Annotated in this window: 20 protein-coding genes; 3 read left to right on the top strand and 17 right to left on the bottom strand. The window is 42.7% G+C overall.

Annotated features, from left to right (window positions below):
• Positions 1-73: 73 nt before the first annotated feature.
• The 6 genes from alr to AC2SLO_RS05340 all read right to left on the bottom strand — a co-directional run bounded on the left by alr (position 74) and on the right by AC2SLO_RS05340 (position 5,905).
• The gene (gene alr, locus AC2SLO_RS05315) at positions 74-1,192 is read right to left on the bottom strand and encodes an alanine racemase (RefSeq protein WP_486543185.1); all 1,119 of its coding nucleotides are present in this window, start codon (positions 1,190-1,192) and stop codon (positions 74-76) included.
• A gap of 138 nt (positions 1,193-1,330) precedes the next feature.
• Positions 1,331-2,974, bottom strand: coding sequence for an ABC1 kinase family protein (locus AC2SLO_RS05320; RefSeq protein WP_486543183.1), 1,644 nt, complete (start codon positions 2,972-2,974; stop codon positions 1,331-1,333).
• Entirely contained in the window at positions 2,943-3,095 is a 153-nt protein-coding gene (locus tag AC2SLO_RS05325) for a hypothetical protein (protein ID WP_486543181.1), read from the bottom strand. Before AC2SLO_RS05325 ends, AC2SLO_RS05320 begins: the two co-directional genes overlap by 32 nt.
• A gap of 124 nt (positions 3,096-3,219) precedes the next feature.
• Positions 3,220-3,924: a ubiquinone biosynthesis accessory factor UbiJ gene (locus tag AC2SLO_RS05330; protein WP_486543179.1), complete on the bottom strand. Its 705-nt coding sequence runs from the start codon at positions 3,922-3,924 to the stop codon at positions 3,220-3,222.
• A gap of 67 nt (positions 3,925-3,991) precedes the next feature.
• Entirely contained in the window at positions 3,992-5,119 is a 1,128-nt protein-coding gene (ubiE, locus tag AC2SLO_RS05335; protein WP_486543177.1) for a bifunctional demethylmenaquinone methyltransferase/2-methoxy-6-polyprenyl-1,4-benzoquinol methylase UbiE, read from the bottom strand.
• A 105-nt stretch (positions 5,120-5,224) separates the two neighbouring features.
• Positions 5,225-5,905 carry an FFLEELY motif protein gene (locus AC2SLO_RS05340; RefSeq protein ID WP_486543175.1) on the bottom strand — a complete coding sequence of 227 codons (681 nt, stop codon included), beginning with the start codon at positions 5,903-5,905 and terminating at the stop codon, positions 5,225-5,227.
• Between the two features lie 462 nt (positions 5,906-6,367).
• Between AC2SLO_RS05340 and AC2SLO_RS05345 the strand changes: the two genes are divergently transcribed.
• Positions 6,368-8,005 carry an ATPase gene (locus AC2SLO_RS05345; protein WP_486543173.1) on the top strand — a complete coding sequence of 546 codons (1,638 nt, stop codon included), beginning with the start codon at positions 6,368-6,370 and terminating at the stop codon, positions 8,003-8,005.
• Positions 8,006-8,308: 303 nt separating this feature from the next.
• Complete coding sequence (locus tag AC2SLO_RS05350) at positions 8,309-9,916, top strand: inorganic phosphate transporter (RefSeq protein WP_486543171.1); 1,608 nt, start codon at positions 8,309-8,311, stop codon at positions 9,914-9,916.
• A gap of 155 nt (positions 9,917-10,071) precedes the next feature.
• Here the strand turns inward: AC2SLO_RS05350 and AC2SLO_RS05355 are convergent, their stop codons facing one another.
• Positions 10,072-10,587, bottom strand: a complete 516-nt coding sequence (locus AC2SLO_RS05355) for a hypothetical protein (RefSeq protein ID WP_486543169.1) — start codon at positions 10,585-10,587, stop codon at positions 10,072-10,074.
• A 400-nt stretch (positions 10,588-10,987) separates the two neighbouring features.
• Between AC2SLO_RS05355 and recJ the strand changes: the two genes are divergently transcribed.
• Entirely contained in the window at positions 10,988-12,796 is a 1,809-nt protein-coding gene (gene recJ, locus AC2SLO_RS05360) for a single-stranded-DNA-specific exonuclease RecJ (RefSeq protein ID WP_486543167.1), read from the top strand.
• A gap of 55 nt (positions 12,797-12,851) precedes the next feature.
• On the opposite strand, the gene AC2SLO_RS05365 is transcribed toward recJ, so the two are convergent.
• The 10 genes from AC2SLO_RS05365 to mrdA all read right to left on the bottom strand — a co-directional run bounded on the left by AC2SLO_RS05365 (position 12,852) and on the right by mrdA (position 21,659).
• Positions 12,852-13,487, bottom strand: coding sequence for a trimeric intracellular cation channel family protein (locus AC2SLO_RS05365; RefSeq protein ID WP_486543165.1), 636 nt, complete (start codon positions 13,485-13,487; stop codon positions 12,852-12,854).
• A 124-nt stretch (positions 13,488-13,611) separates the two neighbouring features.
• Complete coding sequence (locus AC2SLO_RS05370) at positions 13,612-14,061, bottom strand: ClpXP protease specificity-enhancing factor (RefSeq protein ID WP_486543163.1); 450 nt, start codon at positions 14,059-14,061, stop codon at positions 13,612-13,614.
• 105 nt (positions 14,062-14,166) lie between these two features.
• Positions 14,167-14,781, bottom strand: a complete 615-nt coding sequence (locus AC2SLO_RS05375) for a glutathione S-transferase N-terminal domain-containing protein (RefSeq protein ID WP_486543161.1) — start codon at positions 14,779-14,781, stop codon at positions 14,167-14,169.
• Positions 14,782-15,026: 245 nt separating this feature from the next.
• Positions 15,027-15,746, bottom strand: a complete 720-nt coding sequence (locus AC2SLO_RS05380; RefSeq protein WP_486543159.1) for a cytochrome c1 — start codon at positions 15,744-15,746, stop codon at positions 15,027-15,029.
• A complete protein-coding gene (locus AC2SLO_RS05385; protein ID WP_486543241.1) occupies positions 15,746-16,951 on the bottom strand; it encodes a cytochrome b in 1,206 nt (401 codons plus the stop codon). The genes AC2SLO_RS05380 and AC2SLO_RS05385 overlap by 1 nt, the downstream gene beginning before the upstream one ends.
• A 23-nt stretch (positions 16,952-16,974) precedes the next feature.
• Positions 16,975-17,559, bottom strand: coding sequence for a ubiquinol-cytochrome c reductase iron-sulfur subunit (gene petA, locus AC2SLO_RS05390; protein WP_486543157.1), 585 nt, complete (start codon positions 17,557-17,559; stop codon positions 16,975-16,977).
• Between the two features lie 323 nt (positions 17,560-17,882).
• A complete protein-coding gene (gene rpsI, locus AC2SLO_RS05395) occupies positions 17,883-18,269 on the bottom strand; it encodes a 30S ribosomal protein S9 (RefSeq protein ID WP_007393902.1) in 387 nt (128 codons plus the stop codon).
• Positions 18,270-18,290: 21 nt separating this feature from the next.
• Entirely contained in the window at positions 18,291-18,719 is a 429-nt protein-coding gene (gene rplM / locus AC2SLO_RS05400) for a 50S ribosomal protein L13 (protein WP_486543155.1), read from the bottom strand.
• 196 nt (positions 18,720-18,915) lie between these two features.
• Positions 18,916-19,632: a 16S rRNA (guanine(966)-N(2))-methyltransferase RsmD gene (gene rsmD / locus AC2SLO_RS05405; RefSeq protein ID WP_486543153.1), complete on the bottom strand. Its 717-nt coding sequence runs from the start codon at positions 19,630-19,632 to the stop codon at positions 18,916-18,918.
• 23 nt (positions 19,633-19,655) lie between these two features.
• Entirely contained in the window at positions 19,656-21,659 is a 2,004-nt protein-coding gene (mrdA, locus tag AC2SLO_RS05410) for a penicillin-binding protein 2 (protein WP_486543151.1), read from the bottom strand.
• Positions 21,660-22,012 lie beyond the last annotated feature (353 nt).

The raw sequence follows: 22,012 nt of genomic DNA on the forward strand, positions 1-22,012 counted from the left end.
CAGGGTAATAAATTAGGAAAACATCCAGTATAGCGAAATTTATAGCGATGTGAAAATATTTAAAGCACAATTATTAAATAACCTTTCTAGCAGGTCGCTGAGTAATTCGGCACAGTAGCTCATAACCAATAGTATTGGCGGATTTTGCAATCTCATCAACGCTCGGCTCACCCTTTGAGCTATCGCCCCATAAGGTCACGGGACTGGAGAAAGTTGGCTTAGGGACGCCCGTTAAGTCAATGGCAATCATATCCATGGCGACGCGGCCAATGACAGGGCATCGATACGTCTTGCCGTTTTGATGTAAGCTGACCCAAGCTGACTCATCGATGACACGTGGGTAGCCGTCACCATAGCCGATACTGACAATGCCTTTGAGCATATCGCAGCTTGCCTTAAAGCGGCTGCCATAACCGACTGACGCCCCTGCAGCTATCTGATGTACTGCCATGAGGCGTGCCTCAAAAGTCATTACTGGCTTTAAATTAAGCTCATTCGCGGATTGTTCGCTGACAGGTGAGCTGCCATAAAGCATGATTCCTGGGCGTACCCAATCAAAATGACATTCTGGAAAGTTGATAATACCGGCAGAGTTGCATAAAGAGGCTTTAACATTGGCATTTACCTCAGTACGTAATTCGCTTAATATGCGCTTAAAGATTTGAATCTGATCTTGGTTTGAGGGATGCTCGGGCATATCCGCATTGGCAAAATGACTGGTCAGAATAAGCTGATAACCAGCCTGTGTTAACTGTTTAGCCACTTGGGTAATCTCATGCGCTTCAAAACCAATACGGTTCATACCGGTATTGAGCTTTAGCCAAATGGTGCGACCTGGCGACCCTGATTTAGGCACATGATGGATGACCCAATTGGCTTGATCTTGATTATGAACAATGCTTTGACACTGCGCCTCAACCGCTTGTTGCCATTCGGATTCACTAAACACGCCTTCGATGAGAACCAAACCTTTCTGCCAACCTAACTGGCGTATCTGTAACGCTTCCTCAAAACATGCCACACCCAATGCATCGGCGTCTTTTAATGCATTCAAGCAGTTTTCGATGCCATGACCATAAGCATTAGCTTTGACCATCGCCAGTATCTTAGTGTCTGTTGGCACTGTATCAATGACTTGTTGTAGGTTATGGGTTAAAGCAGCAGAATCTATAGTTATGGTGGCAGTACGCATCGTTATACTCACTCAAGAATTAGGCCAAGCCCATGGCACGATAAACAATGGGCTTAATGTGAAGGTAAAGGTTAATTCATTTTGACTGTGGTTGATTGTTAATAATGAATAATAGCAGCGCTTAACTGTTAGGCTAATCTAGCCAACAATACGCCACAATACAAACAGCACGGCAATGATATAGAAAATAGGCGATAGCCAACCGATGACTTGGGTTGCAATAGCCACACTGACCACAAAGCCAGCTAAGGCAATCCAGTCGCGGCGTCTGTCGTTTAACATATCAGCGCGGATTTGCTGAATTTCACGCAGCTGTTGATCTTGACGCGAGCCTTGAGAGGCCATACTTTGCAAGCTTTGATCAATCAATTTAGGAATCTGAGTGGTCGATAGCATCAGCTCGGGCAGCTGCTCACGTAATTCACGCATATTACGTGCAGGGTCTAGCTGCTCTTTAACCCAGCTGGTCAAAATCGGTTTGGCCAGTGACCAAATATCAAGCTCGGGGTATAAGTCACGACCTAAACCCTCGACATGAACTAAGGTCTTAAGCAGTAGCATTAACTGAGGCGGAATACTCATATGATGACGGCGCGCAATATCCAAAATTTGCATCAACACGCCAGCAAAATCAATCTCATTAATAGGCTTTAACACCATCGGTGCAACCGTACGGCGCATATCACGGGTAAGGGCATGTTTATCAGTATTGGGCGGTATCCAGCCTGCACGGCTAACGATATCGACCAGATTGGCAAAGTTATTATTCATCACCGCAAGCAGCATACGCGCCACAATCATTTGGTCGTCACGGGACAGCTCACCCATGATGGCACAATCAAGACCAATATAGCGTGGATAATGGCGATAAGGCTCAGGCGTATCTGGCGGCAAGGTTTCAACAAACACGTTGCCGGGATGCATATCAGCATGGAAGAAGTTATCGCGGAATACTTGGGTAAAGAAGATGGTCAGCCCTTTTTCGGCCAGTGCCGCGCGGTCATAGTCTAATTCATCAAAGACTTGCGTTTGCGAGATAGGCACACCATGGATGCGCTCCATCACCATAACGTTTTTGGACGCATCATACACTTCAGGCACATACATCATGCTCGAGCCTAAGAAGTTATTACGCATCTTAGTAGTGTTGTCCGCCTCAAAGGTTAAATCAAGCTCATTGAGCATAATCTGGCGATAATCTTCGACTACCTCGATAATTCGCACTGCTCGAGCCGCTTCAATACGTGCTGAGGTCCACTGAGCGATATCTCGTAGCAATTCAAAATCAGCGACAATGCGCTCACGAATATCAGGTCTGACAACTTTGACGACTACTTCGCGCCCATCATGTAGGGCAGCGGTGTGTACCTGTGCGATAGAAGCCGCAGCTAATGGCTTAACATCAAAACGGGCAAATAACTGGTCAATCGACTGACCCAGTCCATGATTTTTGTCTTCAATCTGGGCGATAGCGATACTGACATCAAACGGTTTGACGCGGTCTTGCAGCTGCACCAATTGGTCAATAATTTCAGGGGTCACTAAATCACGACGGGTCGATAACAATTGTCCTAACTTTAAGAATAGGGTACCCATTTCCTCAAGTGCCAACTTGACGCCATTTGGTTGATGCTTCTCACCCCACGCGGCTGGATGCGACTTAATCATACGAGCCACGGATTGTAGCTGCGGGGCATCTTCCAGCGGTAAATGAGTGTCTAGGCGGTGTTTGGCGGCAATGCGCCACAGTTCAAGCAAGCGTTTTCGGTGAGTTAGCAACATAGTCAGAGTGATTCACTAAAGTCATAAGGATGGTCAATATCATACCACGGCAAGGCTCATTTAAGAATAAAGCAGGCATCGCAATAGCAACAAATTTCGACTCATCGGCGTTTATGCTCAAACATTTATTCTGCTTATAAAAAAGACCCTATCACAATAATGACAAGGTCTTTTGATAACGTTGTTTTAATTAAATCCAGTCTCATTAAGCGCTCTAATCAAGAGTAGGGCGTTAAGCCTTCAAACTAAGGCTGATTTTTAAGACGTGCTTGCTCGGCCTTAATCATTGCCAGACGCGCCTCTTCACGCTCGACATCGGCACGCAGTTTTAATAACTGCTGCTTTAAGTCATTGGCCTCCGCTTGCATAACAGGGTCTTCGGGGGCATTACCTGCCACGTCATTGGCCCAATCTGCAACATCATTAAAAGCATGCCTTGCAGTATGGCTAACATTGCCTTTTAGGGCTCTGATTAATAAACCCAATTGGCTGGCAAGCGATGTGCCGATTAAGGGCTCAAGCTGGGCAGCAATATCCGGATTAAAGCCTGAAATAAGCTGCTTCACCTGCATTAAGACCTTGTAGTCGCCTTCAATAGGTAAGTTGCCGGACGAATCACGCATTAAATTTAGCAGCTCAGCCGGGTTGTCAACCTTAATAGTGCAGTCAGGAAGCGTATGACCGGTCGCTGCATAATGCTGCTGTGCTTGGTCACGCTCGGTATCAGAGGTATTACCTGGAGTTTCAAACACACTGCTTGGCGTACTAACCGGTTCAAAACGGATATGATCGTCATTAAAGAGTACGTCAATACGAAACTCAGGTTTGGCCATATCTAAGCGCAGCACTTTACCTGATAGAGGTGTTAAGCCAGACTTAGTTATGCTGTCACTTAAAATAGCGAAGTTAATAAGTTTCTCTACGCCTGTCAAAATTAGAACCGTAATCATAGTACACTGCCTGAAATAATGTGTTTCACTTTAAAAAATTTGTTTAATCGGTTAACTAAATAGCACGCTATTTCTTAAACCCACGGTGTACTGCGACGATACCTGCGGTTAGATTATGATAATCACAATTTACAAAGCCTGCATTTTCCATCATGCCTTTAAGGGTCTGCTGATCTGGATGCATACGAATAGATTCTGCTAGATACTGATAGCTCTCTGCATCATTAGCAACCAATTTACCCATTAATGGCAATGCGGTAAATGAGTACAAGTCATAGGCTTTTGATAGCGGCTCAAAGATAGGCTTAGAGAACTCTAAAATCAGCAGACGGCCACCTGGTTTTAACACACGGTACATAGAGCGTAATGCCGCATCTTTGTCCGTTACGTTACGCAGACCAAAGCTGATGGTTAATAAATCAAAGCTTTCATCTTCAAATGGCGCAAGTGTTTCTGCATTGGCTAAAACAAAATCAACGTTATTGCAGCCCGAGTTAATCAAACGCTCACGGCCGACATCAAGCATGGCTGCGTTAATATCAGACAATACCACTTTACCAGTACGACCCACTTCACGGCTAAAGGCCTTGGCTAAATCGCCAGTACCGCCTGCGATATCTAATACATGTTGGCCGGCACGCACACCAGATAAGCTAATGGTATAACGCTTCCAAAGGCGATGAATACCAAATGACATCAAATCATTCATAATGTCGTATTTCTTGGCAACCGAGGTAAATACATCCGCAACTTTCGCCTGTTTTTCGGCTTTTTTCACTTTTTTATAACCAAAGTGAGTCTCTTCTAGGCCGTCTGTGTCAGGCGTATGCGGGTTATTAATATCATCTTTGGGATTGAACTTAACATAACCGGATTGACCAGTGCTGGCTTCAATAGAGTTAACTGGCTGAGTCGCTGACTCTGTAGCGCCTGTAGTTTGATTATTGGTTTGGCTATTAAAAGGTCGGGTGGTTTGTTGACCTTGTGGTGTGCCGGCAGGCAGTTCGGTTACATCGCTAAACTCATCATTTAGCACGCTGCTTATTTGAGCCCCTGATTGTAGAGATTGCCGCACTTGGGCATTGGTTTGTTGATCGTGCTTAATGGTTTGCTTAACCAAGTCATTTTGCAAATCTTGGGTGCTGCTGTTTTGGTTATCTGGGTTTGTATTATCGTTATTATTAGATTGACTCATTATAGATCCTGATTGTCATAATAGGTGGCGCGTTACGGTGGTATGGTTTATTAACGCATACGCACCGTACACTAGAGATGTACTTAATGAATAGAGGCGTTGGGCTTAACTTGGCTTATGGACGTCATCAATGATTTGTAGTTCACGCTCAGCGAATGGGTCAATAAAGCTGCTCACACTCTTAAGTGGTTTCATTGCTGCAAAACCTGCGCCAATAAAATCATATAAAGGCTGAAGGCCATGTTGATAGGCTTTTTTCTTCGCCAGTTTAAAACCTTTTTGTAGAATAAAAGAGTTTAAGTATTTGTCACTGCGGTAGCACACTTGCTTTAAGTCAGCAATTTGTTGACGGCGGGCATCAGCAGCATCCACAGCACGGTAAGCAGTATGCATATTTTCTTCATTAACCGCTAAATCGTTTTCAAGCAGCCACTTTGCTAAATCTAAATCAAGTTTGGTAGAGTTAATGGCAGTTTCTACGCCAAGCGTCCCTGTCTCTAGCGCAGCAGTTGGAGCGTATTTCTCAAGTTTACGGGCTTTAGGTACGATTTTTTCTAATTGACTAACGATTTCACCTAAGGTTTCGCCGCCATATAGATGGTTTAAAAAGTACTCTGCCATTGGTTTGTTTTTAGGCTCTGCAAATAACCCGGCATGGGTTTTTCGCATACGATCTTTTTGCCAGTTTTGTACTTGCGATAATTTTTCTGCAAGCTCTGGATTGTTATGATGCGGCAGTTCCCAAAATTCTTTTAAATGAACACTTAAGTCAGATAATGCTGACATACATAAACTCCTAAAATGGGTTGGCGATAAGACTTTAAAACATAATATCGTAAATAAGCAGACAAATATATGGATTTTACGAATCGTTATAAGTGGCAGATAGCATGAGGCTCATAATAGAGCATGCCAAAGCATTAAATAACCATATTTCGATATTAAGCTTAATCCGTTACTTAAAGCATATTTCATAACTGCAATAATTAACTATTATAATAAATATTATACCCGTTACCATGGCAGTCGACGAGTCGGGGTTAAAATCAAGCCCCATTAGCATTAATAGTTCGTTATAAATTAGCACTATGTTTTTAGAATTAAGATGATTTTTAAATGAACGTTTAGAATAACAAGGCACAGGTTATTGGTGCGTCACTGAATAGCGCAGCCTAATAGCTATGATAAAGTACGCCCATAATAACCCATCAAAATGAAAATAAAATGACCGACACAAAGGATAATGCAATGTCTAAAAACAAGAACAGTGATAACAAAGAGATTATCATCAACGCTGATCCGCTAAGCCATTTTCACATGGATGAAGATGAGCTGCGCTTAGAGTTAGTAAAAGCGCAATATGCACTGCGCGAAACTCGACAGCAAGGTCAAGCCACTGGGCTTTTGGTGCTGGTTAATGGGATGGAGTTATCCGGTAAAGGTGCTGCGGTGACTCAGTTAAGGCAGTGGGTCGATCCAAGATTATTAAATGTAGAGGCAAGCATAGGCTCAGTGCCTAGCCAGTTTGAGCCTATCTGGCAAGTACATGCGGCCAAGTTGCCACGCCATGGCAATATTACCGCTTATTTCGGTAATTGGTATGCCGATCTTATCGAAGGCGCTTTGCAGTTAATGCAAGATGAAAAAAAGTCTAAATCCGATGATGAGGTAGCAAAGTGGGAAGCGTATATGTGTACTCAGCTAAAAATATTGTCTGAATTTGAAGCTGACTTGGTGAATAACCATACAAAACTCTTAAAGTGCTGGTTCCATATTGACGAAGAGACCCTAAAAAATCGCTTAAAAGATGACAGAGAAGATCCAGAGTGGCTATACCACATGGACTGGCAGGATAAAAAGAAAGTCAAACAGTTTAATGAAATTGCCAGAATCATCCTAAGCCAGCAAAACGACTGGGTTATTATTGATGGTAGTGATGAGGGTAAGAAAGCCAGCGATAAATCTTATAAGGACCAAGGCTTTAACGAAGAGGCGAATGTGCGTTTTTGCCATGAAGTGTTGCATGCCACCCAGTCGGCATTGTTAAGCAGTCAGCAAAATGACAGCACACATCCAGTTGTGGCCACCATTTCACGTAATATCAATGCTGCCTTTTCTTGGGCAGATGTGCCAGACAAGCTGACCGATATCGATGATCCGGATATGGCAAAGTCTGATTACCAGAAGAAGCTGGCCAAACAACAAGCCCGATTTGCCGAATTGGTTCGTGCGCGTGCTGATAGCGATAAAGAGGGCAAGAATCATCATATTATCTTTGCCTTTGAAGGTATGGATGCAGCAGGCAAGGGTGGTTCTATCAAACGCTTGGTATCTCCGTTAGATCCGCGTGAGTATCAGATTTACAATATTTCTGCACCAAGTCAAACGGAGCTCCAGCATCCTTATTTGTGGCGTTTTTGGCAACGCTTGCCAGAGTTTTCACCATCGCCAAAAGAAGAGCGTTTAAGCCGTGTTGCGATTTTCGATAGAACTTGGTATGGACGCGTGTTGGTAGAACGTATTGAGGGCTTTGCCAGTGAAGCGGCTTGGCAACGTGCGTACGATGAGATTAATCGTATGGAGCGTGATTTGACCGATAAAGGCACGATTGTTATCAAATACTGGCTAGCAATTGATAAAAAAGAGCAGCTTGAGCGCTTTGAAGATAGAAAAGAGACACCGCACAAGCAGTTTAAGCTGACCGATGATGACTGGCGTAACCGTGATAAATGGCATGACTATGTGCAAGCTGCGGCAGATATGCTGGCACGTACCAATACCAAGTATGCTCCGTGGCATGTGGTTGCTACCAATGATAAGCGTACTGCCCGATTGGCGGTTCTAGATCATGCTATCGCTCAGCTTGAGAAAGTCATCGACGTTTGATGAAAGTCAGGTCTAAAAACAGCGGTTTTAAGTTGGCAGCGACGAGGGTATAATATGCACAATTTATTTTAAGGCATTTAATCTTTACGTCATAATAATGATGTAAGGCGCCTTTATTCAAGATGTCAAGGTTAGCATGAACACTACGACAGGTTAGCGCTGTTGCATATGACAGTCATACCGATAGTGATGGCTAGATTGCCTAGCGACTGTCTTGAACAAACCGACTTACTATAACTTCATTGAAACCCCGATATTTCGGGGTTTTACATTTCTTTATCATTCGATTGGCTCAGAAATCTCATGCTTCCAAAGTCCACTACTACGCAAAATACTCAGTTCAAAGGTTCAACAAAAGCGAATGTGTCTTTTGGTATTATCTTATTTGCTATTACCGCGTATTTTATGTGGTGGGGTCTTGATTATACCAATCACCACCAAGTCATATTGTTCATTGTCGCCACCTTGTTCGGTATTTTTATGGCCTTTAACATCGGCGGTAACGATGTGGCCAACTCTTTTGGCACTTCGGTGGGTGCGGGTACCCTGTCTATACCTCAAGCATTGGCCGTTGCAGCTATCTTCGAGGTTTCAGGTGCGGTTATTGCCGGTGGTGAGGTGACTGATACCATCCGTAAAGGCATCGTTGATTTAAATGGTTTGCCGGTGACGCCCAATCAGTTTATTTACGTGATGTTATCGGCACTTATTGCAGCGGCGTTCTGGCTTTTGTTTGCAACCAAAAAAGGTCTGCCGGTATCGACGACGCACTCTATTATCGGTGGTGTGGTCGGTAGTTCAATCATCATGGGTATCCAGATAGGCGGTACAGACTTAGCACTGTCTACCGTACACTGGGATCAAGTGGGTCAAATTGCTCTGTCTTGGGTGTTGTCTCCTTTGTTAGGTGGGGCGCTGGCTTATGCGCTGTATAGCCAAATTAAAATTAACATTTTGGCGTATAACGACCGAGCAGAAGAGCGTGTTAGAGAGTTAAAAGCGGCCAAAAAGGCGCTAAAGAAACGCCACAAAGAGTGGATTAATGAGTTAGCAGAGTCGTTGCAAGTCTCTTACACCTCTAAGATGGTACGAGACCAAGAGATTTATAAAGATGAGGACACCGAGCGTGATGACTTAGAGACAGATTACTATCAAGAGCTATATGATATTGAGCGTGAGCGCAGCAATCTTGATACGCTTAAAGCCATTCGTCAATGGGTACCTATGATTGCCGCGATGGGCGGTATGGTAATGACCGCTATGGTCGTATTCAAAGGCCTTAAAAACGTCGATATGAGCCTATCAACGCTACATAGCGTGTTGGTCATGGGTATGGTAGGTGCTTTAATTTGGCTAACCACCTTTATTTATACGAAGAGTATTAAAGGTAAACAAAAGGAAGACCTAACTCGAGCTACTTTTATCTTATTTAGTTGGATGCAAGTATTCACTGCCGCCGGTTTTGCTTTTAGTCATGGTGCTAACGATATTGCGAACGCAGTCGGTCCGTTTGCGGCTATTATGGATGTGATTCGTACCAATACTATTTCTAGTGAAGCCGCGGTGCCAAGCCCTGTTATGATTACCTTTGGTGTGGCGCTTATTGTGGGCCTATGGTTTATCGGTAAAGAAGTTATCCAAACGGTTGGTACCAACCTTGCGCAAATGCACCCTGCATCAGGTTTCTCAGCGGAATTATCAGCAGCGGCGGTAGTGATGGGCGCGTCTATACTTGGGTTACCGGTTTCTAGTACCCACGTTTTAGTTGGTGCGGTATTGGGTATTGGTATGGTTAATAAGAACACCAACTGGGCACTGATGAAGCCAATTGGTATGGCATGGGTTATTACCTTGCCGGCAGCTGGGGCTATGTCGGTTGTCAGCTATCTGATTTTAAGCAATATCTTTTAATTCGCTAAATAGGTAGCCTTAAATATAGGCCAGAAGATAAATGACATAAGTATAAACGACATAAGTATAAACAATAGAAAGCCCTCAAATTGAGGGCTTTCTTATTTACTAACACATTGCGAATAGCATCTTGTTGATGATGGCTATATTAGCAATTACACGTTATTGCCGTGTTGTTTTTGCTGAATATTTTTAGCCAGTCTATAACACTCATTAATGTGATCATTAGCGATTTTCTTAAAGATCATATAACCCATAGATGCAGCAACCAATTGGCCACCTAATGGTATAAACTTAGTGACCTGTTTGGCAACGATACGACCGCCGTAACCTTGAACGGTCTTTTTAACCACACCGCGAGTAGCCATTAAGCCTGCGAAATCAACAGCACGATCTTTCATCTCTTTCCAGTGAACTTCTTTGGCTTCTAAATCAATAGCAGATTCACGCCCAGAGATAAGACCAAAACGCTCACTGATTTCTGGTAGAAGCTGAGTTAAGATACCGGCATCGATAGCTACATCAATAAATGGTACAGGAATGATTGCAGCGCCTGCAGAATATTTAGCACGGCTTTTAACTAGCTTTTGGCACTCTTCTTTTACTTTTTCTAGATCCAAATCTGGATCAATCGTTTCTGGTAGTTTTTCTGCTGCAGGAAGCGTTTGCATAAAGTATCCTTATAATTAGGGTGAATAAGAGATGAGTAGACAAATAGGTTTGACTTAAAATATTAATATGGCTCACTAATAATAGATAATGGCACAAAATAATAAAGCCAAACCTTCTTATCTTAATCTTTGATATGAAAAACAAAGTTTGAATTAAATTTGCTATTTATTTTAAAGAACTGGCTTAAGCACTCAAGTGGCAGTTTGTATCTTAGTCCCGTGATACGCTTAAGTTTTGTAAATATATGACCATTTTATTTTAAAAGTGGTGGGTTTGCTATAACTGCACTGATATAAATACCGTAACGTCACAAGTAAGCTCTGACTATTAAACTTAAATAGTGAACCATTTAGACATTTAAAATCCTTTTGCACTTCTTTTTAGAGTAAATAAAACCCTATGTTAAATTTGACCCCTCGTTATACTGGTAAATTACCCGATGATTTACCTGAATCCTTAGTACCTGTTCATGAACAAATGCCAACGCTTGCTCGTCTATTTTTAGGACGCGGTATTCAATCGACCAAAGAGTTGGACTACTCTTTATCCTCCCTGCTACCTGCAGAAGGGCTGCGTGATATCGATAAAGCGGTGCAATTATTAGATGAGGCGATAGAGACCGGACAGCGTATCTTGATTGTCGGTGATTTTGATTGCGATGGGGCAACCAGTACTGCCATTATGATGCGTGTGCTTAAAGAGATGGGCGCCAATGTCGACTATGTGGTGCCAGACCGCTTTAAATATGGCTATGGCTTAACGCCTGAGATTGTACAGCTAGGTATTGACGAGTATCAGCCAGACGTTATTGTCACCGTTGATAATGGTATCTCTAGCCATGAAGGCGTAAATAAGGCCATAGAGAATGAGATTACCGTTATTATTACCGACCATCATTTGACAACTAAAGCCACGCCTAATGCAACCGCAGTCGTCAATCCAAATCAGTTAGAATGTGATTTTAGTAGTAAAGCTTTAGTTGGCGTTGGGGTGGCGTTTTATCTATTGGGACGATTGTCAAAATATCGCCGTGATGCTGGCCGCTCAAGTGTGCAAGTTAGTCGTTATTTGGACTTAGTCGCATTGGGTACAGTAGCTGATGTTGGGGTGCTAGACCATAATAATAGAACTCTGGTCAGTCACGGCTTAGCAGCGATTAAAGCAGGCCGCTGCTCTTTAGGTATCCTAGCGATATTAGAGATGGCAGGCCGTGACCCACAAAAAATGAGTGTGCAGGATTTTGGTTTTGTCATTGGACCACGTATTAATGCCGCAGGGCGCATGGATAATATGCGTATTGGTATTGAGTGTTTAATAGCCGATGACATGACCGAGGCCAAGCGTTTGGCATTCGAGCTTGATAAGTTAAATAAAGAGCGCCGCCAAGTCGAAGGGGGTATGCGTGAGCAGGCGGATGACATATTATGTCAATTGGAAAATCAAGCTGATTTAGATGAAGCTGCTAATACAAATAATCAGTCTGAGCCTCAAGATGATAAGAAGGAGTCTAAGCCGCGTAGTGTACTGCTGTATCAAGATGATTGGCATCAAGGCGTGATAGGCATTGTTGCGGGGCGTCTAAAAGAGTCCTACTATCGTCCAGCGATTATCTTTGCACCGGCAGATGCTGGAAGGCTTGGTCCTGAAGATGCGATTAAAGGGTCTGCACGCTCAATCCCAGGTATTCATATACGTGATGCCATTGAAAGCATTGCGGAGAGTCATCCAGAGCTGATTACTCATTTTGGTGGACATGCGATGGCAGCAGGCTTAACCCTTAAGAAAAAGAATTTTGAGGCATTCAGCGTAGCTTTTAACAAGCTTATGGACACCATTGATGCCTCAGTATTTCAAGAAGAGAAATTTACTGATGGGGAGCTGCTAGCGCAGGACTTTAGCTTACAGTTTGCCGATGCCTTGACTCATAGCCATATTTGGGGTCATGGTTTTGTGCCACCACAATTTGATGGGGTGTTTGAGGTATTAAGCTTTCGAATACTAAAAGATAAGCATTTGAAGTTCTCACTTAAGTATCCCGGTGTGCAATATCCTATCGATGCCATTTGGTTTAACTATGATGACGAAAAATGGGATTATCGTGCCAAAGAGGTGCATATCTTATATGAGATGGATATCAATGAATGGAATGGCAATCAAAGCATCCAGCTGATGGTCAAAGAGCTTGCAGTGGCATCGATTGTGCCATGATAGCCTAATCAAGAGCCATCAATATGGATGGTCACATATGTGAAATAGTGACAAGCTATTTTACTAAGCGAATAGAGGGTAGATGCCAATCAAAAACAATGGCCAGTACCCTGACTAAAAAGATAAAACCCAAGGTTAATAAATCATTCATCCCAGGGTCTATACCAAAACGTGCCATTAAGAAGTAAAAACAGGAACCCAAAACGCTGGCAGTGATATAAATCTCTTTTTGTAATACCAAAGGGATTTCATTACAAATAATATCGCGTATTAACCCGCCCACAATAGCGGTACAGACACCCATTAATACAGCAACTACTGGGTCCACGCCTTGTGATAAAGCGACTTTTAATCCAATCACACTAAAGGCCGCCAGTCCAACTGCATCAAATAATTTCACCGCATTATCAATCTTATGATACAGGTGAAAGAATATCTGTAGTATCAGCGAGGTTAGGGTAATAACAATGAGATAGTTTAAGTCTGTCATCCAAAATAGAGGGTGACGGTCTAACACCACATCACGGATGGTGCCTCCACCAATGGCGTTTGCCATTGATACCAAAATACAGCCTGCAATATCAAAGCCTTTATGCTGAGCCAATAGCGTTCCTGCAATTGCACAAGCAATGACGCCAATCATATCGAAAAGATAGATTAACATGTCAGGGTTAATGAAATAATTGGGCATGTTTGGTCACATTAATTGGTTAGTTAGTCATAAAAGCAATGGTTAGGTTTTAAACAAATTAAAAGGCCTCTTTATCAAGAGACCTCTTATTCTGCAAAGGGTTATCGGCTGACTTATCGGTAACTTATTTTAAAACACGTAATCCCGGTTTGTTCTCACGTTTTGGTTTGGCTTTACTCGCAGCAGGCTTAGTTTTGGTCGTTTGCGTGTTGTCTGATTCTTCAGGCGTATAGTTATCGTATTCAGTCGGATCAAACGGCATCACGATGGATTGGTTTTCTTTGGCAAAGATAGCCAATACCGCTTTCATTGGAATCCACAGCTCACGAGAGACACCACCAAAACGTGCATTAAAATTAATATAATCATTATCTATGTTCATATTACCAGTGGCTTGACTGGCGATATTCAATACAATCTGTCCGTTTTGAACATGCTCGGTAGGAATAACCAAATTATCTTGAGTGGCATCGACCAATAAATAAGGGGTTAGGGCATTGTCTTGTAGCCATTCATAAAAAGCACGAATCATATAGGGACGAGTAGGGGTTAACTTTAATTCTTGCTCTAACATAATGACCTCATCTGTATTTTTATATTAAATTCTATTTTACTTATTAGAGAATGCTTGAAAACTATAGATTAAATATCGTGCTGAATGCTAGGGACTGAATAAGGATTAGTCCAAAGTTTTAATAAAGCTTTCACGCTCAAATATACGCTTTTGATAATCCATTAATGGACGTGTTAAGTGAGTAGGCAACTCGATACCCATCTCATCCAAGCGGTATAACATGGTGCCTAATAATACATCACACCAACCGAATTCGTCAGACATAAAGTAAGTTGATTGTCCAAAAACAGGGGAGAGCGTAACAAGCGCATCACTTAATTTACGGTGTGCTATTGTTGCTTGCTCAGGATTAATACTGTCTTTATGAGTCAGTAATATTCTGCCAAGTTTAAGCCAATCATTCTGAATGCGCCATGCCAATTGCCGTTGAACCGCTTTTAGTTTTGGTGTGTCAGGCAGCAGTTTATGACCATGATATCTTTCTTCCAAATATTCAAAGATAACATTTAATTCATAAAGGCTTAGGTCGCGATGCGTCAATACCGGTAGGGTGTTATACGGATTTAATTGACGTAAATCTTCAGGGCGCTCACTATCAAGGAGCGATAAATAGTATTTCAGCTGTTTTTCAGCCAACAAAAACCGGATAACATGGCTATCGTAGCCATCATCGGCATACAACACAAGCTGGCTATCAGGAATGTCTTTAGGATCAATCATACACGACATAGGGCAATAAGTAGACTAGCATCGTAACGAAACTGGGGGCGTTAATCAATAGCATAATACTTAACAGTACTATTTTAAACCGCTTTAAAAACAGTGTGAGAGGATTAATAGATGATAAAGCCGTCATAGACTAAAAATGTGCCAGATAGGCAATAATCAGCCAAAAAAAAGAGATGATAGTTAATATCATCTCTTTTTTTGTATTTGACTTACTAGTTATTGATAGGTAGAAGCGCTTATTTAACGTCTTTCCAGAATTCTTTGTTTAATAAGTATACTGGAATTAATAGTACCAATAAGAACAAGATAACAAAGAAGCCATAACGTTGGCGGTCTTCACGAACTGGCTCGGCCATCCAAGCCATAAAGTTCACTAAATCGCCCACACGGCTACGATACTCTTCTTCACCCAACTCATTTTGCAAGTTAAGTAAAACGTGAGGCATTGCAGCGTTTTTAAGTACTAAGTTGTTAGCACCCCAAGGGCGGCTAGGGTCTTCATAGAAGCTTAATAGGTAAGTGTACACCCAGTCATCACCACGTAAACGAGTTTCTAAAGATAAGTCAGGTGGCGGAGCACCGAACCAACCCGCTTGAATCTCAGGGTCAATACCGTTATCAATGTGATCACCAATTTGGTCGGAGGTGACCAGTAAGTACTTCTCAACCAATTCAGGTGGAATCTCTAAGTCCTGAGCAATACGTGAATGACGTACGTATTTAGCAGTATGACACCCAGCACAGTAGTTCATAAACATGGTCGCGCCACGTTGTAATGACCCCTTATTACCAAAATCAATAGGGGCAGTACTACAAGCTAGATGCTCTTCCACACCTTCTGCATTTGTAAATGTACCACAACCATGTCCACCTGCTGCTTGAGCTGAGGTGGTGGCTGCAAGTGCCATAGCAACACCAAAGCCAAATCCGGTCAATGATTTAGTTAAAGCACTCATTAGTGACCTCCAGTAACGCGTTCAGGTGGCTGCTTACAAGTCTCAATTGATGTATAAATTGGCATCAATAGGAAATATAAGAAGTACAAGATAGTAAAGACACGGCCCATGATTGTATTAACTGGAGTAGCAGGTGCCACACCTAAATAACCCAATACCAAGAAGCTAACCACGAAGATACCTAAAGCAATTTTAGATAAGATACCTTTGTAACGAATAGACTTCACAGGTGAACGGTCTAACCAAGGCAATAAGAACAACATGGCAATCGCACCGCCCATAGCAATAACACCACCTAACTTATCAGGTACCGCACGTAAGATTGCGTAAAATGGTGTGTAGTACCAAACTGGTGCAATGTGTTCTGGTGTTTTTAGTGAGTTAGCCACTTCAAAGTTTGGTTTTTCTAAGAAGAAACCACCGCCTTCTGGGAAGAAGAATACCACAGCAAAGAAGATGATAAAGAATACCACGATACCAACCATGTCATGCACAGTGTAGTAAGGATGGAATGGAACACCGTCTAAAGGTACGCCATTTTTATCTTTAAGCTTCTTAATATCAACGCCATCAGGGTTATTTGAACCAACATGGTGTAGGGCCACTAAGTGAATAAATACTAAGCCAACCAATACCAGTGGAATTGCCACAACGTGAAGAGCGAAGAAACGGTTTAGGGTAATACCAGAGATTAGATAGTCACCACGAACCCATTCAGCAAGGCCGTCACCAATAACAGGAATAGCCGCAGGTAAGTTAAGAATAACCTGAGCACCCCAGAATGACATGTTACCCCAAGGAAGTAGGTAGCCGAAGAAGCCTTCTGCCATTAGACATAGGTAGATACCCATACCAATTAACCAGATAAGCTCACGAGGCTTCTTATACGAACCATAGAGCATACCGCGGAACATATGGAGGTAGACCACTACGAAGAAAGCAGAGGCACCGGTAGAATGCATATAACGAATCAACCAGCCGCCTTTGACATCACGCATGATGTATTCAACAGAGGCGAATGCGCCTTCAGCACTTGGGTTAAACATCATCGTTAGCCAAATACCAGTTACTAGCTGGTTGACTAATACGATCATCGACAAAACACCAAAAAAGTACCAAAAGTTAAAGTTCTTTGGCGCGTAGTACTTTGACATATGATATTCATATGTCTCAGTTGCAGGGAAGCGGGCATCAACCCAATTCATCATTTTTTTACCAAAGCTCATGATTATGCCTCCCCGACAGTTAAGATAGAACCATCAACACTGTATTCTGGTACTGCTAGGTTAAGCGGAGCAGGTACACCACTGTATACACGGCCAGCTAAGTCATATTTTGAACCATGGCAGGGACAGAAGAATCCACCAAACCAACTATTACCACCTAAATCAGCAGCACCTACTTCTGGACGATAGTTAGGCGCACACCCTAAATGGGTACACACACCTTCTACCACTAGAACAGTAGGCTCACGTGAGCGGGTTGGGTTTTTGGCATATTCAGGTTGCACTGAAGCTTCAGAGTTTGGATCACTTAGTTGAGGGACTACCTTTTCTAAGTTTGCGATCATCTCTTCAGTACGCTTAACGACAAATATTGGCTTACCGCGATATTTAACAACAATCATTTGGCCATCTTCGATAGCACTAATGTCTTGTGTTACGGCAGCACCTGCAGCTTCGGCCTTCGCACTTGGATACCAAGAACGTACGAATGGTGTGGCCACCGAAGCAACCCCTACTGCGCCTATAGCGGCAGTCGAAGCGATCAGAACTCTACGGCGTTTTATGTTGACGCCTTCGGCATGGCTCATTAAAAACTTCCTCCAGATAAAAGTCATGAAACGACGTGACCTAGTATATAAGTCATTCGCGATGTTTCATACTGGTATGTAGTACCCAATCAAATATTATGTAACCTGACTATGACTTTCAATCCGTTGTGATTCCGTCGAGTCATATATCTATAATAATAGCTATTGGGTTACATTGGCTTTGCCTAATATTACTAATTGTGTCTATTCTAAGCTATTTTAGTACTAAAATAAATTCTCATCTGTAAAAATAAAAAAACCCTTGAGTCAACAAGGGTTTTTTTGAATCAAATAAGCAAAGTAAACTCTGCCTATAAAATAAATTAACGCTTAGAGAATTGTGGACGTTTACGCGCTTTGCGTAGACCCAATTTCTTACGTTCAACTTGACGAGAGTCACGAGTAACGAAGCCAGCTTCTTTAAGAGCAGGTTTCAATGTTTCGTCTGACTCGATCAACGCGCGAGTGATACCATGACGGATAGCACCGGCTTGACCATTGATACCACCACCTTTAACGGTAGCGTAGATATCATAGGTTTCAGCTGAGTCAAGTAATTCTAGTGGTTGACGAACAACCATGCGTGAAGTTTCACGACCAAAGTATTCATCAAGTGGCTTGCCGTTTACAACGATATTACCAGTACCTTTAGATAAAAAGACACGGGCAGTTGACGTTTTACGACGACCAGTTCCGTAATTGCGTTCCATAACTTACTCCTGATTATGCGATTAAAGGTCTAGTTCTTGAGGCTGCTGGGCGGCATGCGGATGCTCAGTACCAGCATATAGCTTCAACTTCTTGATGGTAGCATAACCAAGAGGACCTTTAGGTAACATACCTTTTACGGCTTTCAAAAGGACTTCTTCTGGCTTATGAGCGATTAACTTAGTGAAGTTAGTCTCTTTAATGCCGCCAGGATAACCACTGTGACGATAGTATTTTTTGTCTTGGGCTTTCTTACCAGTTACAGCAATCTTGTCTGCATTAATAACAACGATATAATCGCCAGTATCAACATGCGGAGTGAAAGATGGCTTATGCTTACCGCGAAGACGGGCAGCAATTTGAGTGGCAAGACGACCTAAAGTTTTACCTTCAGCATCTACGATATACCAGTCGTGAGTAACCTCAGCGGGTTTTGCACTTTGTGTTTTCATGATTAAACCTTAAGTTGTCGAGTGGGGCAGTTGTCAAGATAGATAATGACATCCTACCTCACCTTTGTTGAGAGTGTTAGGGGAAACGGGGCTCTCAAAAAACAGACGCACATTGTATGCATTACACAATAAAAAAGCAACCAATGAATGTAAATACGGGCGTTTATTTCGCTCTTTATTTGTATTGGCTGTGTTTTTAGAGCGATATTTGAATTAAGTTGGCATAAATTTGACCGATTTTGGTGCTTTTAAGTACCTGATAGTCTTGTTTTAACTCAGATAAAGTCTCTGCCAATTCACGTCGGTCTTCTATATAAAAGAGGGTTTCTGCCGTGACCTTTTTATTCTCAATTAAGCTATTTAATAAAGGTACCCATAGATTCAAATTATAAGGCGGATCAACAAAGACAAAATGATAAGGGGCTAAATCGTTAGTTTTTTGGGTAGAGTCAACCCCTTCTATAGAGTTTTGTACTGTAGAGGTGTGCAGGGTGGGAATAACCGCTAGTGCATCACCGATATGCAAGTCTACTTGTGAATCAGACAATTTGAGTTTTTCTGCCGTTTGCGCAATCAGGTAAGCTTGTTTGGGTTGCAGCTCTATAAGGGTCACATGATTGGCACCACGAGACAGGGCTTCGAAACCCAAGACACCGCTACCGGCGCAAAGGTCTAGTACATTGGCATCATGTAACTCAAACTGTAGCCAATTAAATAAGGTCTCACGCAGGCGGTCCGGGCTAGGACGTAAGCCATCGGCATCAATAAAAGGGACTAATTGACGTTTAAACTGGCCACCAATGATACGCACTTCACCGGTTATCTGCGCGCGCGATGATTTTGCTAACTGACGTTTGTTTAATCTACCAGATTTTGGATTTTGCTCGTTTGGGGCACGACGCTTAGAACTCATGGCACTCTTACCTTATGATCACTTTATTCTGTAGCAGCAGCCGGTTCTGCTGTCTCCGATGCTCCTGCTGCTTGTTGTTCTTTCTCTAACGCCTCGTGCTTTTCTTTGGCTTCGCGCTCTGCTTCTGATTGTGCCTTCGCTATGGCCTTTTGCGCTCTGATCTCTTCTAACTCTTCTGGGGTAGGTGGTAGAATCGGATTATTCGGGCGCTGTAATACCCAGTAATCAAAAAGAGCACGTCCAATTGGCGCTGCTGTAGTACTACCGCCGCCGCCGTTTTCAACGAGAATAGCAAGGGCAATACTTGGCTCATCAACCGGCGCAAATCCAGTAAACCAGGCATGGTCCCAGTGGCGTTTATCAAGAGCAGATTTGTTATAGCTTTGACCCTGCGCAATGGATTTCACCTGTGCCGTACCGGTTTTACCGGCAATGCGGTAGCGCGGCGTATAAATACGGCGCGCTGTACCACGTTTAACGGTTTGCTCCATTGCGTTTTGCATTTTCAGCCAATCTGCTTGAGTTCCGTTAAACTCAATTTTACCAGTTGGCCTATCAATAGGATGCACCTCTGCTGCACCATCTGAGCGCTTGAGCATATGCGGGGTCAGCTTCTGACCTAAGTTAGCAGTCATCGCCGTCGCATTTGCTACCTGCAGCGGTGTGGCTAGAAAATATCCCTGACCGATACTCACTGAAATGGTCTCACCGGGTAGCCACTCTTTGTCGTAGGTATCTTTTTTCCATTTTGGTGAGGGCATGATCCCCGATTTCTCATTAGGTAAATCAATACCGGTGTCGCTACCAAAGCCGAACTTCACCATCCAATCATGCAAACGCTGAATACCTAATTTATAAGATAGCTTATAATAATAGGTATCCACCGACATCACGATAGACTTAGTCAAATCGACCGTACCATGACCGCCTTTTTTCCAATCTCGGAAACGGTGGCTGTCACCAGGCAAGGTAAAGTAGCCGGGGTCATAAATCGTATCATTCCAGCTCATGATGCCGTAATGAATCCCTGCTAAGCCTTCAAATGGCTTGACGGTAGAGGCGGGAGGGTACATGCCTTGTAGCGCTCGGTTATATAACGGCTGATCGGGATCATCACGTAATGTGGCGTAATCTTTAAACGAGATACCCGAAATAAAAGGGTTAGGGTCAAAGCTTGGATTACTCACAAAGGCAAGCACATCGCCATTTTGCGGATCAATAGCCACAATAGCGCCACGGCGACCGTTCAGCTGCTCTTGAGCGACTTTTTGCAAGCCATAATCTAAACTTAGATAAATATCATTACCTGGCGTTGGCGGGGTGCTCTCTAACTTACGTAGCACATCGCCGTGCACATTGGTCTCGACCGCTTGATAGCCAGGTTTACCTAACAGTAAGTCTTCGTAGTATTTTTCGATACCAATCTTACCAATCAAGTCAGTACCGGCGTAACGGTCTTTATCAATCTCTTTTGATTCTTTGTCATTAATACGCCCCACATAACCAATAACGTGCGCAAATAGCTCGTCGTAAGGGTAGTGACGAGTCAGCTTACTTTGAATACTAACCCCTTTTAAGAAAGGCTTACGCTCACTAAACTGTGCCATCTGTTCTTCGGTCAGATCGATTTTAACGGTTACAGGGTCGTTTTTACTTTTATCAACGCGCGCTAAGATATCGGTAATATCTTCTTCGGTTAAGTCAAAAATAGGTGCCAACAACTGCAAAGTACGTTCAGGATTTTTGACTTCATCTGGGCTAAGCATGGCGGTAAATACTGGCTTATTGTCTGCCAGAATGTAGCCATTTCTATCATAGATATAACCGCGAGACGGCGCATCTGATATTAGCTTGATTCTATTATTATCAGCTTGGGTGGCGTATTTTTCGTACGAAAATACTTGCAGATACCAATAGCGGGCCAATAGCACGCCTAAGCCTAAGAATATAAATAAGGCAGCAAATAGGATACGGTGGACGAATATCCGATTTTCTTGGCGGATATCTGGTGATATGGGTAGTTTCATTAAATTTATATACTTAGCAGGCTAATAAAGGGTAGGAGTAGGGCGTAAAGCCAAGTGAGCCAATAGCCGTCTATTATACCATATTGAAATTAGTGAATCTCAGTAGGATGTGGGCTATCTGTTAGATTGTTTGACCAAGGTAAGCGCCTCTATTTAAGTCGCTATTTATTCTAAATGCTAATTCTAAAAATAGCCGATATGAATCAAAAAATCATGGTGACATCTATGCATACCACTAAGTTATTCACTAAATATATGATATTTAAAGAGAAAGTAAAGACGAATGAGTGAGCGACTTAAATGAGGTAAATTGATTAGAAAGATTACGTAAAAAATTAAGCTATTGCAGAAGC

The sequence above is a fragment of the Psychrobacter sp. CX14 genome, assembly GCF_057396205.2.